The 14,804-nt window shown below is 33.9% G+C and carries 17 protein-coding genes; 3 read left to right on the top strand and 14 right to left on the bottom strand.

Annotated elements, in window-relative coordinates; genetic code table 11:
• Nucleotides 1-33: 33 nt before the first annotated feature.
• Entirely contained in the window at nucleotides 34-312 is a 279-nt protein-coding gene (locus CAB05_RS04465; RefSeq protein ID WP_087998640.1) for a post-transcriptional regulator, read from the bottom strand.
• A 152-nt stretch (nucleotides 313-464) separates the two neighbouring features.
• On the opposite strand from CAB05_RS04465, the gene spoVB reads away from it, so the two are divergent.
• Nucleotides 465-2,021: a stage V sporulation protein B gene (spoVB, locus tag CAB05_RS04460; RefSeq protein ID WP_142283051.1), complete on the top strand. Its 1,557-nt coding sequence runs from the start codon at nucleotides 465-467 to the stop codon at nucleotides 2,019-2,021.
• Nucleotides 2,022-2,404: 383 nt separating this feature from the next.
• On the opposite strand, the gene CAB05_RS04450 is transcribed toward spoVB, so the two are convergent.
• On the bottom strand, nucleotides 2,405-3,055 hold the full coding sequence (locus tag CAB05_RS04450; protein WP_087998637.1) for a DUF421 domain-containing protein: 651 nt from the start codon (nucleotides 3,053-3,055) through the stop codon (nucleotides 2,405-2,407).
• Nucleotides 3,056-3,237: 182 nt separating this feature from the next.
• Here CAB05_RS04450 and CAB05_RS04445 point away from each other — a divergent pair, with 182 nt between their 5' ends.
• Entirely contained in the window at nucleotides 3,238-3,621 is a 384-nt protein-coding gene (locus tag CAB05_RS04445; RefSeq protein WP_087998636.1) for a TIGR04086 family membrane protein, read from the top strand.
• 69 nt (nucleotides 3,622-3,690) lie between these two features.
• Here the strand turns inward: CAB05_RS04445 and yajC are convergent, their stop codons facing one another.
• The 6 genes from yajC to ruvA form a co-directional block, all read right to left on the bottom strand.
• Nucleotides 3,691-3,963 carry a preprotein translocase subunit YajC gene (gene yajC / locus CAB05_RS04440; RefSeq protein ID WP_087998635.1) on the bottom strand — a complete coding sequence of 91 codons (273 nt, stop codon included), beginning with the start codon at nucleotides 3,961-3,963 and terminating at the stop codon, nucleotides 3,691-3,693.
• Between the two features lie 26 nt (nucleotides 3,964-3,989).
• Nucleotides 3,990-5,129 (bottom strand): tRNA guanosine(34) transglycosylase Tgt, encoded by a 1,140-nt coding sequence (tgt, locus tag CAB05_RS04435; RefSeq protein WP_087998634.1) that lies wholly within the window; start codon nucleotides 5,127-5,129, stop codon nucleotides 3,990-3,992.
• Nucleotides 5,130-5,149: 20 nt separating this feature from the next.
• Nucleotides 5,150-6,178 (bottom strand): tRNA preQ1(34) S-adenosylmethionine ribosyltransferase-isomerase QueA, encoded by a 1,029-nt coding sequence (queA, locus tag CAB05_RS04430; protein WP_087998633.1) that lies wholly within the window; start codon nucleotides 6,176-6,178, stop codon nucleotides 5,150-5,152.
• 108 nt (nucleotides 6,179-6,286) lie between these two features.
• Nucleotides 6,287-6,484 (bottom strand): DUF2905 domain-containing protein, encoded by a 198-nt coding sequence (locus CAB05_RS04425; RefSeq protein ID WP_087998632.1) that lies wholly within the window; start codon nucleotides 6,482-6,484, stop codon nucleotides 6,287-6,289.
• A complete protein-coding gene (gene ruvB / locus CAB05_RS04420) occupies nucleotides 6,481-7,482 on the bottom strand; it encodes a Holliday junction branch migration DNA helicase RuvB (protein WP_087998631.1) in 1,002 nt (333 codons plus the stop codon). The genes CAB05_RS04425 and ruvB overlap by 4 nt, the downstream gene beginning before the upstream one ends.
• 5 nt (nucleotides 7,483-7,487) lie before the next feature.
• The gene (ruvA, locus tag CAB05_RS04415; protein ID WP_087998630.1) at nucleotides 7,488-8,105 is read right to left on the bottom strand and encodes a Holliday junction branch migration protein RuvA; all 618 of its coding nucleotides are present in this window, start codon (nucleotides 8,103-8,105) and stop codon (nucleotides 7,488-7,490) included.
• A 120-nt stretch (nucleotides 8,106-8,225) separates the two neighbouring features.
• Between ruvA and CAB05_RS04410 the strand changes: the two genes are divergently transcribed.
• Nucleotides 8,226-8,765, top strand: coding sequence for a GNAT family N-acetyltransferase (locus CAB05_RS04410; RefSeq protein WP_087998629.1), 540 nt, complete (start codon nucleotides 8,226-8,228; stop codon nucleotides 8,763-8,765).
• 185 nt (nucleotides 8,766-8,950) lie between these two features.
• On the opposite strand, the gene CAB05_RS04405 is transcribed toward CAB05_RS04410, so the two are convergent.
• From CAB05_RS04405 to CAB05_RS22025, 6 genes are all read right to left on the bottom strand, one after another.
• On the bottom strand, nucleotides 8,951-9,472 hold the full coding sequence (locus CAB05_RS04405; RefSeq protein WP_158093172.1) for a BofC C-terminal domain-containing protein: 522 nt from the start codon (nucleotides 9,470-9,472) through the stop codon (nucleotides 8,951-8,953).
• A gap of 259 nt (nucleotides 9,473-9,731) precedes the next feature.
• Entirely contained in the window at nucleotides 9,732-10,196 is a 465-nt protein-coding gene (locus CAB05_RS04400) for a GNAT family N-acetyltransferase (protein ID WP_087998627.1), read from the bottom strand.
• Nucleotides 10,197-10,507: 311 nt separating this feature from the next.
• Nucleotides 10,508-12,721, bottom strand: a complete 2,214-nt coding sequence (locus CAB05_RS04395) for a YhgE/Pip domain-containing protein (RefSeq protein ID WP_087998626.1) — start codon at nucleotides 12,719-12,721, stop codon at nucleotides 10,508-10,510.
• 71 nt (nucleotides 12,722-12,792) lie between these two features.
• Nucleotides 12,793-13,365, bottom strand: coding sequence for a TetR/AcrR family transcriptional regulator (locus CAB05_RS04390; RefSeq protein WP_087998625.1), 573 nt, complete (start codon nucleotides 13,363-13,365; stop codon nucleotides 12,793-12,795).
• A gap of 204 nt (nucleotides 13,366-13,569) precedes the next feature.
• The gene (locus CAB05_RS04385; protein ID WP_087998624.1) at nucleotides 13,570-14,343 is read right to left on the bottom strand and encodes a YhcN/YlaJ family sporulation lipoprotein; all 774 of its coding nucleotides are present in this window, start codon (nucleotides 14,341-14,343) and stop codon (nucleotides 13,570-13,572) included.
• A 176-nt stretch (nucleotides 14,344-14,519) separates the two neighbouring features.
• Nucleotides 14,520-14,804: hypothetical protein (locus CAB05_RS22025; protein WP_158093171.1), on the bottom strand; the 285-nt coding region annotated here is incomplete at its 5' end.

The raw sequence follows: 14,804 nt of genomic DNA, 5'->3' as shown, positions 1-14,804 counted from the left end.
TACAAATGCAATTTTTTCATTGTCAATTTTTGGCTAAATTGACTCTCCAAACTGCCATGTAGGAGATTTAAACGATTCAATTCGAATATAATTCATATAATCATTTACAGTTAAAGAGAGTATGTCTTCAACAAGTTGAAATAGTTTCGGATCGTCCTCATTCTTTCGCCATAGAGTGTTCTCCAGGCATTGCCACAATTCATCTTCACTGACGGTATCATATCCAAGCATTTTAAACTCGTCCAATTTACTTTCTATTACAACTTGTAGCTTCGGTTTAAATTCAGAAACCTTTTCACGAAACGCCGACATACTCTTCCCTCCTAGTTTTCTGTATTTTTAGAAAAATGACGTTAGTCCATATTATTTCATTCTCTAGATGTGAACTTGTCATGCTTGGCTACATTTATAGCATATATATAATTGTAAATCATTCTAGGCAGTTTGAGAAGGTGGTAAACGCTATGTCAAAGCAAACGTTTTTAAGAGGGACGTTTTTTTTACTAATTGCGGGACTTATTACGCGAATATTAGGATTTTTTAACCGTATTGTAGTAGCAAGGATTATGGGAGAAGAAGGCGTCGGATTATATATGATGGCTGTACCAACATTATTTTTAGTAATGACCTTAACGCAATTAGGTTTACCAATTGCAATCTCAAAATTAATTGCAGAGGCAGTAGCACAACAAAGAAAAGACCGTATAAAGAAAATTTTAGCCGTCTCAATGACCATAACTGGAATTTTAAGCATTATCTTTACAACCGCGATGATCTTCTTATCTCCATATATAGCAAAAAATTTATTAACAGATGCTAGAACGATGTATCCTTTATTTGCAATTGCTCCAGTTGTACCAATCATTGCGATTTCATCAGTATTACGTGGTTATTTTCAAGGTGTGCAAAACATGCGTCCATCTTCGTTCTCTCAAGTTATTGAGCAGACCGTCCGTATTGTTTTAGTAGCAGTTTGTACCAAAACATTTTTGCCATATGGGGTAGAATTTGCTGCTAGTGGGGCAATTATTTCTGCAGTTTTCGGAGAATTAGCTTCACTGGTTTACATGTTATATGTATTTAGGAAAGAAAAAAATGCAAAATTTATTACTGGTTTTCGTTCAAACATTAAAGATGGTAAAAAAACGCTAAGTGATTTATTAAGTATTGCTTTACCAACTACAGGTAGCCGTTTAATTGGTTCCATTTCAATGTTTTTAGAACCAATTGTAGTTTCCCAAAGCTTAGCTATAGCAGGCGTCACGGCAATTGCTGCAACAAAACAATACGGTCTACTTTCCGGTTATGCATTACCATTACTACTGCTCCCAGCGTTTATAACTTACGCACTATCAACCTCACTTGTTCCTGCCATAAGTGAAGCAATGGCAAAAAAAGATCGCATTACAGTAGAACGCAGATTACAACAATCACTAAGATATTCCATGATTGCTGGCGGTTGGTCTGTTGTCATTCTCTATGTTTTTGCATCTCCGATCTTAACTTTAATGTATAAGAGTGATCAGGCAACTCCTTTCATTTTATTACTTGCACCTTGCTTTATCTTTTATTATTTCCAAGGACCACTTCAAGCTGTTCTTCAGGCATTAAATCTTGCAAATTCAGCAATGATTAATAGTTTTGTTGGTTCAGTCGTAAAAATCGCTTGTATTCTTTTACTTGCGACCAATCCAAAATTTGGTATAAACGGTGTCGCTTTAGCAATGAACATAAGCATTGTCACGATTACAGTACTTCACTTTTTTACTGTACTAAAAGCAATTCAATTTACAATCTATCTTAAAGACTATGTGTACTGCTTAATTGTTTTAGGAGCTTGTATCTATTTAGGCAATTTTATAAAGCATTATGTAGTGTTCTCATCTTCTTTATTAGTACAAACCCTATCAAGCATCTCAATTGTAACGTTGATGTACATACTATTGATTCTACTTTTTAATTTAATTAAGAAGGACGAAATCATTCGACTTCCATTTTTCAAAAAAATCATTACTAGATAGTTTATTGCTTTTCAACTTTGTTGTTTTTAAAAACAAGGCTCTGTTAAAAAAGAATGTTGATTTCCATTCCAGGTACTTCGCTTTCCATGGGGCGTGACCCTGAGCCTCCTCGGCAAGCCTCCGGGGTCTCAAGTTTCCCACATCTCCCATAGGAGTCTTCGTACCTTCCATTCCAATTACTCTCGAACCTTTAGAAAGTAGCAAAAAGAAGTAATCAAAAAAAGTGTCTTTATACAAGTATGTTTGTATAATTGACACTTTTTTTGTTTTTAAAGCCCCCCGGAAAGAGAGCAGGAGTTGTAATCAACTTACGTATTCTTAAATAGCAACATCGGTAACGAAATTCCCTTTTAAAATAGAGATTCCCTCATTCTTCACCCATATCACTTATCATCTTTCTTATCAAAAAACACTTCACCATCTCTTACACTACAATATGAGATTTGCTCAAAATGTGTATAGCCATGATTTTTTAATTGTTGAAGTAACCATATTTTATCTTTTTTATAATGAAACAGATTATCTTCTTGAACGATACCATCTAGTATAAGCGGAAACGTTAATGCACTGATATCACTCTCTTCAGTATTCTTTTTAAAAATAGTTAGTTTTCCTGACGGTTCCAGTATAGCGTATTCAACATCTCTAATATCACCAATATCCTTTTCTCTTAGTTGTAAAAGAAGGTCATCAAACGTATATCTTTGTTTCTTCATTTCTTTCTCAAGAACTTTCCCGTTACTAATGATGAAAACTGGCGTACCGTCTAACAATTTTCTAAACTTAACACTTTTTAATGAAATGATAGATAAAATAATTTGAATGATGACAATTAGTATCATAGGATATACGACTTCGAAAATTGGTTCCTGATGCCTATCTATGCCAATAGCAGCAATTTCAGTTAATAAAATAAAAACGACTAAGTCTAATAAACTTAATTCTCCAATCTCTCTCTTCCCCATAACCCGAAACAAAAAAGCGATGATTAAATAGATGACAATCGTACGAATCGTCATAGAACCAAGATCCATTTACTACTCACCTCACACCCATAACTAATCAATAAATATCATATTTCTATTAAATGAAAACACTTAACTCTACTATGAAAGTTCAATATATAAATTACTATTTGTATTTATGCTATAAGTATTCTAAAAATCCAACTCATGAATATGCTTGTATTAAAGAGTGTACAAGGGGGGAATTATAGATGAAAAAAACAGCAGTAGCTGTCTCTTACGGTGTGTTAACCATTTTGTTATTAGTATTGTCAATTAGTTTAATTTTATCATTATTACTTAGACTAACTTCACTGTCTGAAGCAAGTGTGACAACAACAACTTTTGTCCTATCTTTTATTATTATGTTAATCGGTGGGTTTGTAACAGGTGCTAAAGGGAAGGAAAAAGGATGGTTACTAGGTTTATTAACTAATGGAGCTTATTCTATATTTGTATTTTTTGTACAATTCCTTGGTTATGACCGTACATTTTCTAAAGAGCAGTTAATGTACCATGCCATCTTTATTGCTATTTGTATGTTAGGTTCTATTTTCGGGGTAAATACTGCAAGTAATAAATCCTATAATCGCTAATCCATTATAAAATGGAAAAAACGCTAGCTTATCAAATAAACTAGCGTTTTTACGTTCAATCAATATGATTTATGCATTCGCTTTTGATTCACGGATTGCGTTTCGATCGAAAACTAAACGTGAACCATCTGCTGTTTTTAATGTGATCGTGTTATTTTCTTCGTTGATTGAATCAACTGTTCCATGTAATCCACCAATTGTTACAATCGCATCACCTTTACCAATTGCAGCTTGCATTGCAGCAGTTGCTTTTTGACGCTTTTGTTGAGGACGAATTAATAAGAAGTAGAAAATTACAAACATTAATATTAATGGTAAAATCCCTGCTATTCCACCTGACATTTTTTTCTTCCTTTCATTATGTAAAATTAGAAGTTCCTAGCATTCGGTTTATTGAAGCCATATCGCTCGAAGAATTCTTCTCTGAAATCTCCTAAACGGTCTTCACGGATTGCTTGACGAACTTGTTCCATTAATTGTAACAGAAAATGTAAGTTATGATAAGTAGTCAATCTCATTCCAAATGTTTCTTCACAACGAATTAGGTGACGGATATATGCTCTAGTATAGTTTTTACATGTATAGCAATCACAATTTGGATCAAGTGGTGAGTAGTCCTCTGCATATTTTGCATTTTTAATGACTAATCTACCTTCACTTGTCATGCATGTACCATTTCTTGCAATACGAGTTGGAAGTACACAATCAAACATATCCACACCGCGAATTGCGCCATCGATTAATGAGTCTGGAGAACCTACACCCATTAAGTAACGTGGTTTATTTGTAGGTAGTAATGGAGTCGTAAACTCTAACACTCTATTCATTACGTCCTTTGGCTCCCCAACTGATAATCCTCCAATTGCATAGCCTGGGAAATCTAATGAAACTAGATCCTTTGCACTTTGTTTGCGAAGCTCTTCATATTCTCCACCTTGAACAATACCAAATAATCCTTGATCCTCTGGTCGTGCATGTGAATTTAAGCATCGCTCAGCCCATCTACTCGTACGCTCAACAGAACGTTTCATATAATCATATTCAGCAGGATACGGAGGGCATTCATCAAATGCCATCATGATATCAGAGCCTAAAGCATTTTGAATTTCCATCGCTTTTTCTGGTGATAAGAATAGTTTATCCCCATTTAAATGATTACGGAAGTGTACGCCCTCTTCCTCAATTTTACGGAATTGGCTTAAGCTAAAAACTTGGAAACCGCCAGAATCCGTCAATATTGGTCGATCCCAGTTCATGAATTTATGTAATCCACCTGCGTTTTTAATGATTTCATGACCTGGTCTAAGCCAAAGGTGATATGTATTACTTAAAATAATACCTGCACCCATCGCTTTTAAATCTTCAGGAGACATTGTTTTTACTGTTGCTAAAGTACCTACTGGCATAAATGCAGGCGTCTCAAAAGAACCATGCGGTGTATGGACGATTCCTAATCTTGCACCAGTTTGTTTACAAGTTTTTATATGTTCATAACGTATTGCTGTCATTGTTAGATTCCTTTCAATTCTTAAAGTATTAACATTGCATCGCCAAAGCTAAAAAAGCGATATCTTTGTTCAACTGCTTGTTTGTATGCAGATAGAACTGCTTCTCTTCCAGCTAAAGCACTAATTAACATTATTAAAGTTGATTTTGGTAGATGGAAGTTGGTAATCATCCCATTTATCCCCATAAATTGGTACCCAGGGTAGATAAAGATAGACGTCCAACCACTGCAACCTACAAATTTCCCATCATTTGCCGTTGCAATCGTCTCAACAGTACGGGTGGATGTAGTTCCAACTGTTATTATTCTTCCCCCGTTTGCCTTTGTTTCATTTAATAGGTTTGCAGTTTCATCAGACATAAAGTAGTATTCAGCATGCATATCGTGTTCCTCTATCGAATCTACGCTTACAGGTCTGAAAGTACCTAAACCTACATGTAGCGTAATAAATGCAAGTTTAACACCTTTCTCTTGAACTTTGTTTAATAGTTCTTTCGTAAAATGTAAACCTGCTGTCGGAGCAGCTGCAGAACCAATTTCCTTAGCAAAGACTGTTTGATAGCGATCTTTATCATCCAATTTTTCTTTAATATAAGGAGGTAGTGGCATTTCACCAAGTTGATCAAGTATTTCATAAAAAATACCATCATAATGAAACTGTAGTTTTCTTCCACCTTGCTCACTTGTACCAACACATTCAGCCTTTAAACGTCCATCACCAAATTGAATAATCGTGCCTTCTTTTACTCTTTTTGCAGGCTTTACTAGTGTTTCCCAAACATCCTTTTCTTCTTGCTGAAGTAATAAAACTTCAATTTGCGCACCTGTATCTTCTTTTTCACCAAATAATCTAGCAGGCATAACTTTCGTTTCATTTAAGACAAGGCAATCTCCTTCTTGCAAATACTCCAATACATCTGGAAACTGCTTATGTTCAACATTGCCAGTCTCTTTATTCAAAACCATTAATCTAGATGCTTCACGATCTAACAGCGGTGTTTGCGCAATTAACTCTTCTGGTAAATCGAAATCAAATAATTGTACATCCATACTTTCACCTATTTCTATATTAATAACAGAATGGGCGTTAAAGAAACGAATTTCTTTTTCGCTTTTATAACTTATCTCCCCACTCTTCCTTAACTTTTTACCTCTAACTTATTTTCTCCCAATTATTGAGAAAATAAGTGATAAAATAATGCTTATGATAATGCATGTTACGATTGGAAAGTAAAAAGATACATTACCTTTTTTGACGAATATATCGCCTGGTAATTTCCCAAAAAAGCGTAATGATACCCCAACAACAAGTAAAACAATTCCAAGTGTTATTAGTACTTTTGACATCTCAATCATTGTTTTGGAACCTCTAATCCGAAATGTTTATATGTTAAATCCGAAACAATTCTACCTCTTGGCGTTCTTTGAAGAAATCCAATTTGAAGTAAGTAGGGTTCGTATACGTCTTCAATTGTTTGTGATTCTTCTCCAATTGAAGCTGCAATCGTATCCAGTCCAACAGGACCACCTCTAAAACGTTCAATTATTGCTAAAAGTAATTTATGATCAATATGATCAAGGCCAACTTCATCAACCTGCATTTGAATTAGCGAGCTTTTTGCTATATCAAACGTGATGATTCCACTTCCTTGAACTTGAGCGAAATCTCTCACTCTACGCAGTAATCTATTTGCAATCCTAGGTGTCCCTCGAGACCTTCTAGCGACTTCTAATGTAGCATCTTTTTCAATTTCCATTCCAAATAATTCAGCAGTACGTTTTACGATTAACGCAAGTTGTTCTACGGTATAAAACTCTAATCGATTTAATACCCCAAATCGGTCTCGCAGTGGTGCTGAAAGTAAACCGGCTCTAGTTGTTGCGCCTATTAAAGTAAAAGGCGGTAGATCAATTCGAACTGAGCGAGCAGTAGCATCTTTACCAATTACGATGTCAAAGAAAAAATCCTCCATTGCTGGATAAAGTACTTCTTCAACTGTCCTTGGTAAGCGGTGTATTTCATCGATAAACAAAACATCCCCAGGCAAAAGAGATGTTAAAACAGCTGCTAAATCACCAGGTCGCTCAATGGCAGGCCCAGATGTCGTTTTAAATCCAACGCCAAGTTCATTTGCTATTATTGCAGCTAATGTAGTTTTACCTAACCCTGGAGGACCATATAATAGAACATGGTCTAAAGATTCACTTCGCATTTTAGCGGCTTCTATGAAAACTTGTAGATTCTTTTTTACTTTATCTTGTCCTATGTATTCTCTTAGCGACTGTGGTCGTAAAGAAAGCTCTTGATCAAATTCTTCACTTTGACTCTCACTAGATAAAATCCGGTCATCCATTTATATCACCTCTTAGCTTGCAATAATAATTGAAGAGCTTTTTTAATATATTCATCAGTTGACAGATTTTCTGCTTTTAATATTGGAATTAATTTTTTGGTTTCTTTATCAGCATAACCTAATGCTTTCAATGCTTCCATAGCATCATCTAATGATGAAGCCGCTTGTTCTTTTTCTTCTATCGCATCAATATCAGTAAATAAATCAACTTGCACAACGCCAAATACTTTTTCAAGTTTCCCTTTCAAATCAAGTATCATTTGTCTAGCAGTCTTTTTACCGACACCTGGAAATTTCGTTAAAAATGTTTCGTCTTCTTCTTCAATCGCTTGAACAATTTTGTTCGGCTCACCAGTAGCAACAATTGCTAAAGCACCTTTTGGACCGATTCCAGAAACACTTAATAGTTTTTGAAATAAAGTACGTTCATCCATTGTTTTAAAACCATATAACATCATTATATCTTCTCTAACATAGTGATGCGTGTAAACTTTTATTTCTTCATTCGAAGGTCTAAAAACGAAAGGATTCGGCGTTACTAACTGATATCCTATTCCATTATGGTCCACCACAATATATTCAGGACCAACCCATTCTATCTTTCCAATTATATATTCGTACATGGTACTCTCCCCTTTTTACATGTATTCCATTGTACCATATAAAGAAGAAGGAAAAAAATAGACGACTGTCGAAAATGTCGAAAATAGAATTTTTATCATAAAAGGAGGCTGTTATTTGATATGTTTCCATTCATAACAACGGAACGCCTTTATTTAAGGGAAATTGAGGTAACTGATTTAAATCGAATGTATTCAATACTGACCATAGAAAAAGTGACCCGCTATTATGGGCTTGATACAATCAATAATACTAGTGAGGTATTGGATCTTATTCATTACTTTAAAGAGATGTTTGCAACAAAAAAAGGTATTCGTTGGGGGATCATAAATAGAGAAACAAATACGTTAATAGGCTCTTGTGGCCTTAATGCCTATCAAGAACGAAACAAAAGAGCCGAGGTTGGATATGAGCTTCATCCTGATTACTGGGGACATGGGTATGCATCCGAAGCAGTAAAAGCAATTTGTACATACGCTTTTGATCAATTGAATCTTAACCGAATTGGTGCGATCGTCTATCCAGAAAATATTCCTTCTCAAAAACTACTTGAAAAACTAGGGTTCGTAAATGAAGGATTATTGAGAGATTATTTAATTCAAGATGATATTGCTCACTCTACGATTTCCTATTCGATCTTACGAAATGAATGGAAATATTAAGACTGCCCACGCTCGCTTTCTTAGTTGTTTCACATGCTTGCGGTGCTCATTACCAGGTAAATCCGCTCTCTTCAGGCTTCACGCCTCGAAAGACAAGCGTTTTTAATCAGTCTATATCTCTTTATTTTAGTTGTGTCTACACACAGAATGGACTTGTTATGAAACAAGTCCATTTGTTATTGATGCTATTGCGTATCTTTACGTGCATATTCTCTTAAATAATTTAAAATATGGTCGTATCTTTTTTTCGTTGAAATCTTAATGCCTCTTTCAAGTTGTTTCTGTTTATTTACTTCTAATTTATTCGTGTCAATCTGAAAGAAAGATTCAATAATATTATTTCCACTAGGTATACCAATATATAAATTCAACATGCCTTTTCTATTAATTCCAATATAACCTTTTGATTTTAACGTTGGTGAAAGGTCATCTATTTTTTTCAGTAAAACGATTTCATCATCATTTTCCTCTATAACATTCCAATCTTTAAATTCTCGTTTAACTTGATTTAGAGTTTTATGTTGATTAATATATATTTCCTCTATCACTTCTCCATTCACGTAAACTTTGTGAAGAATGATTGTGATTCCCTTTTTTTCAGTAGAATAATCGTATGAATCCACCTGATTGAGCTCTGCCAATGTTTCAGTTTGTGTTGGAATAAATAAGAAAAATAAACATACTAAAATCAAAATAAACTTATTCACAAACATCAACTCCTATAGACATATTGTACAAGCTTTTTTAGTTTGACCATTTTTTTTAACTTTATCCTATTTCAATCTAACAAAAAAAAGCTCATAAAGAGTGACCTTTATGAGCAAATTGGGGGTTAATGAATAGCAAACAATGCGATATTCAAAAATGTAAAAAAGAACTACTAGTTCTTTTTATTACTATTATCTTATCATTTTCTATTTGATTCATTTCTTTATTATTTGAACACTTTTTGAATTATTTCACTTTTTAGTTAATTTTTGATTCTCTTTCAAATAAAGAAATATAAAAGTTAGGAGCAACTTCTATATTTTTTAGAAATGCAAAGCCTTCACTTTTATATAAATTAATAGCTGGAACATTATCTGCCCCTGTACTCACGATTACTTTTTCATGATGTCTAACAATTTCGTTCATAAAGTATTTTAGTAATTTCCTGGCGATGCCTTGTTTAAAATAGGCAGGCTGAACAACCAATCTACATATTTGATATTCATTTTCATCTTTTGAGTAGGCTAGGAAAGCTATTAATTTATTCTCTTGGATATAACCAATAAATAGTTCAGTTGAAGTTACGATCGTTTCAACAGTATCTTTTAATTGTGGGATTCCATCAAAGCCAATTATCTGTGCCTCTATTTTGTATGCTGGAATTTGTACATCTAATATTTGTTTTGCAGTATGACGATCTTGATGATTGATTTGTTTAATCATTTATACGATCTCCTTTCATCAAATCATACTATCATTATCTCATGCTCTTAGTACATGACAAGTCTAATTGAGGCTAATTAACGTCTATAAAAAAAGTATGATGATATTTTCCACTGCAGGATGCTCGCTTTCCATGGGGCGTGCGCTGAGCCTCCTCGGCGCATTTGCGCCTGTGGGGTCTCAGCTGTCCCGCATCTCCCATAGGAGTCTTGCATCATGTCTAAATTTTCAATATTGCATATAACTCAAAGTATTTTTTACAGAATTATAACAAACAAAAACCCTATCAAATTGATAGGGTTTTAACGTTATTAAGCATTAATCGTTTGATTTTCGTTCATTTGACTACCGTGTTGTTTTTTGAAGCTCACTACAAAATACATCAAAGTAATTGCACTAAATAATACGATAAATCCTGCAAGGATACCTACATTTTGCCACATAAAGCTGAAGTCACCAGTTGAGATAACCGCTTTAAATGCACTTACCGTGTAAGTCATTGGTAAAAATGCGTTAAAGTGTTGTAAGAAATCTGGTACTAATTCTAATGGGAATGTTCCTGCACTTGTTGTTAACTGTAAAATTAACGCAATAATCGCAAGGAATCGACCTGCGTCTCCGAATACTGTTACTAACATTTGAATTAAAGCTAAGAATGCAAAGCTTGCTACTAAGCTGATTAATAGGTAATACGGTAAAGATTTTACATCTAATCCTAATAATGTAATTAATGCTAAGCTTGCTACAAATGATTGTATAATCCCTACACCAATTAAGATGCTCGTTTTTCCTGCATACCAGCTAAATGGATTGCGAGGTTTAGAAGCAGCTTCTCTTAGTGGGAATACTACAGAAAGTAATAAGCCTCCAACATATAATCCCATTGATAAGAAATACGGAGTAAAACCTGTTCCATAGTTAGGAACTGCATTTACACTATCTTTTTCAAGAGTAACTGGATCAGAATACATATCTAATTGTTCATCATTCGTTGATACATCACTCGTTTTAGACTTAGCATCACCAAGCTTACTTGATAATTCACTAGTTCCATCTTTAATTTTTGTTAATCCGTCTTCTAATTGAATTGAACCATCTTTTAATTGATCTACACCTGATACTAATTGTGGTGTATTTCCATTTAAAGTTGAAATCCCATTAGAAATTTGATTCATACCACCTAATAATTTAGGTGAGTTATCATTTAATTGATTAGCACCAGCAGCTAGTTGATTGATACCATCAACTAAAAGTGGAGCTTTGTCATTTAATTGAGTTAATCCATTTGAAACTTCAGACTGACCTTTAGCTAATTTTGAGACACCTGTTGCAAGTTCTTTGTGTGAGTCATTCAGTTTTTGTGCGCCTCCTGATAAACTCTCTCCGCCAGCAGATAATTTTTCTGCACCCGCAGATAGTTGAGAGATACCAGTTGAAACAGATTTACTGCCTGATACTAATGCCTCTATTTTTGCTTTATAGACTGCTTGTTGTTCAGCAGGTAATGAAGCTAATAATGGTGCCATTTCTTTTTGAAGTTGTTCAATTCCAGCAGCTACTTGTTGAGCACCTGCTGCTGCAGATGTTGCACCTTTATTCCATTCTTTTAGTCCTAAAGAAATCGATTTTGATCCTTCAAGTAATTGAGCTGAGCCATCTTGCAATGCCGGCATTTTTCCATTTAACTGACTTAATCCAGCATTTACTTGATTAGACCCTTGTGCCAATTGATTAATACCTGACCCTAGTGGTCCTGCATTTGATTCTAATTGTTTTAATCCATCATTTACTTGACTAACGCCTGAAGTATATTGTGTTAATCCATTTAATTCTTGTTTTGAACCATTATCAAGCTTGCCAACACCTTCTTTTAATTCTACTGACTTACTTGAAAGTTCTTTTAAACCATTTGAAAGTTTTGTTGATCCATCTTTAGCATCTCCTACACCTTTATCAAGCTGTGAAGATCCATCGCTTGCTTTCGATATTCCATCAGTTAATTCACCGATTTGATCGTAAATTGTTTCAACATAAGTTCTTGAAATCGTGTTTGCAATTTTCTCTTTAATTTTTTCAGCAGCAGTACCACCTATTTGACCAGATAAAAAGTTAAATCCTTCATTTGGAATATATTCCATTGTCAATTTTTTAGGTGAATTTTCAGTTACTGTAGCCGCATTTTTAGAAAAATCTTTTGGAATACGAACAGCCATGTAGTAGTCTTGATTTTTCAAGCCTTTCATTGCTTTTTCATTATCGACAAATGTCCATTTGAAATTATCGTCATTCTTTAGATTATCGATCAACTCATTACCAACTTGAATTTGTTTACCTTCTAACTCAGTACCTTCATCAAGATTAACGACTGCGACTGGAATTTGATCTAATTTATCATATGGATCCCAAAATGCCCATAAAAACATACCACTATAAAGTAATGGTACTAACAATACTGCAATGATCGGAACTAGAAGTTTCTTATTGCGAACAATATTGCTAAATTCCTTTCCAAATTGTGAGTTCAAAATATATTCCCCCTTGTACTAATTGACCAGTTTGTTCATTTGGTCATTTTATACTATAAATTAAATGGATATCATTTTGATAATCCATTTAGAATATAAAAATTAAATAGTTCTGTTATTTTTTGTGGACTAAGTGCTTCATGTTCTCTTTCCCATTCAATTTTCAAAGTAGTGTAAAGTCGTAACATAATTAAAGCAGTCATTTCAGGATCACATGCAACAATTTCATTTTTCTGGATTGCTTCTTCAATTTTCTTTTTAATGTAAATAATAATTGAATTGTTTAAACGTTTGAGCGCATCATGTACTGCTGCTGTGCCTATTTCTTTTTGTTCTTGAATTAGTTTAATTGTTAAATCATGTTCACTATGAAATGCAATAAATACTTCTAATCCTTTATGAGCTTTTTCGATAAATGAATCTTCATCACGAATTGATTCTTCAGCTAAGTATTTCATTTCAATAATTAAGTTATTGATGATTTCATCAAATAATTCTTCTTTATTTTTGAAAAAAGTATAAATTGTTCCTTTACCAACATTTGCTTGTTTTGCGATTTGACTCATAGTTGTCGCCTTATAGCCAAATATTGTAAAAGATTTTGTTGCTGCTTCTAATATAAACTGCTTCTTTACATTACTCACATAGTCCCTCCTATTCGACTAACTGACCAAATTTGTTTTTTGGTCATTTTTAGGATAAATACACTTTAGCATACAATATTAGCCTTTTCAATTCTTTTTTCATTTATTTTATTACTTTGCTAACAATGATAACAAATACGTATCTGATCAGCGACTCATCGTTATTGTAAAAAAGGAAGAAGCATATGCCTCTTCCTTTTTACATTACTTGTTAGTCGTTATGTCTTTTACGCCACGTTTAACATCTTGATACATATCTTTAACATCATTCTTTGTATTACGAATGATATTATTCGTGTCGTTTGGAATATTCATGATATCATTTCGTACATTACCATCAAATGTGACATATACTTTTTTACCACTTGTATATGGTGATAATGTATTTTTGATTTTTGAACGAAGTGCACCTTCGTCAACGTTCTTATTCGTTAAATCTACAGCAACAAGTAGTTGATCTCCAACGACAATTGTTTTTGCGTCATTTACATTTGTCATTTGTTCTACTCGTTTTGAGATTTGATCTGCGTAAATTCTATCCCCTTCGTTCATTCTAGTGTTAGTGCTAATATTCGTAAATGGTATGAGTGAATTATCATTTACATTATTAGTTGTATTATAACGAGTTTGATCAGTTAATGAATATTGATTGTTATAATTATTGGCATTTCGTGCAGTCTTTCCGTCACGGATAATGCCATCATTTTTATATTCACTATTTAATCCTTCGTTAATACGATCATTACCAAAATGAACATTTTGCTTTGCATACATATCTCTATTGTTAGGATAGTTTAGATCATTTACATAACGCTCGTTCACCGCATAAGGGTTAGTCGGTCTATTGTCGAAGTTCACTCTTTCGTATCCAACTTTGTCATTACGGTCATTCATTGCATTATTATCAGTGCCACAACCAGATAAAGCTAATGCAGTTATAACAGTACCAGTAGCTACGATTAGACCTTTTTTATTCAAAATAAAAACCTCCCTTTATCTACAGCTTATTGTAACACCTCAAGAGCATTACATAGTTAGGTTGACCAATTAGGAGATTTTTAAATTGTTAATTGATGGGTTGCTAACAATTAAAAGGCAATCATAAAAAAACAGACGATTTCATAATAGAAATCGCCTGATCAAAAACCAAGAATTTAATTTTCGTCTTCCTCAAAGTACGGTACTCCATAAGAAGATTGATTTTGTGCATATGGAGTGAATAATTGTGAACTTGGATCAAAATACGGATTAGGTTGACCACGATACATAGGGCCATTTGGTCCTTCTGAGTATGGCGAAACAACTGGACCATTATTACCTTGGAACTTAGGATAATCCATCGGTCCCGTATACGCTGGCAATGTTTGTGGGAAGTTTTCATTTGGTCCCATATATGCTGGCAATGTTTGTGGGAAGTTTTCATTTGGTCCCATATATGC

It is taken from the genome of Gottfriedia solisilvae, from assembly GCF_002128405.1.
In the GTDB taxonomy this organism is placed as follows: Bacteria; Bacillota; Bacilli; order Bacillales; family Bacillaceae_G; genus Gottfriedia; species Gottfriedia solisilvae.
The sequence above is the reverse complement of the archived record's forward strand: the minus strand, read 5'-3'. Positions and strand labels throughout refer to the sequence as shown.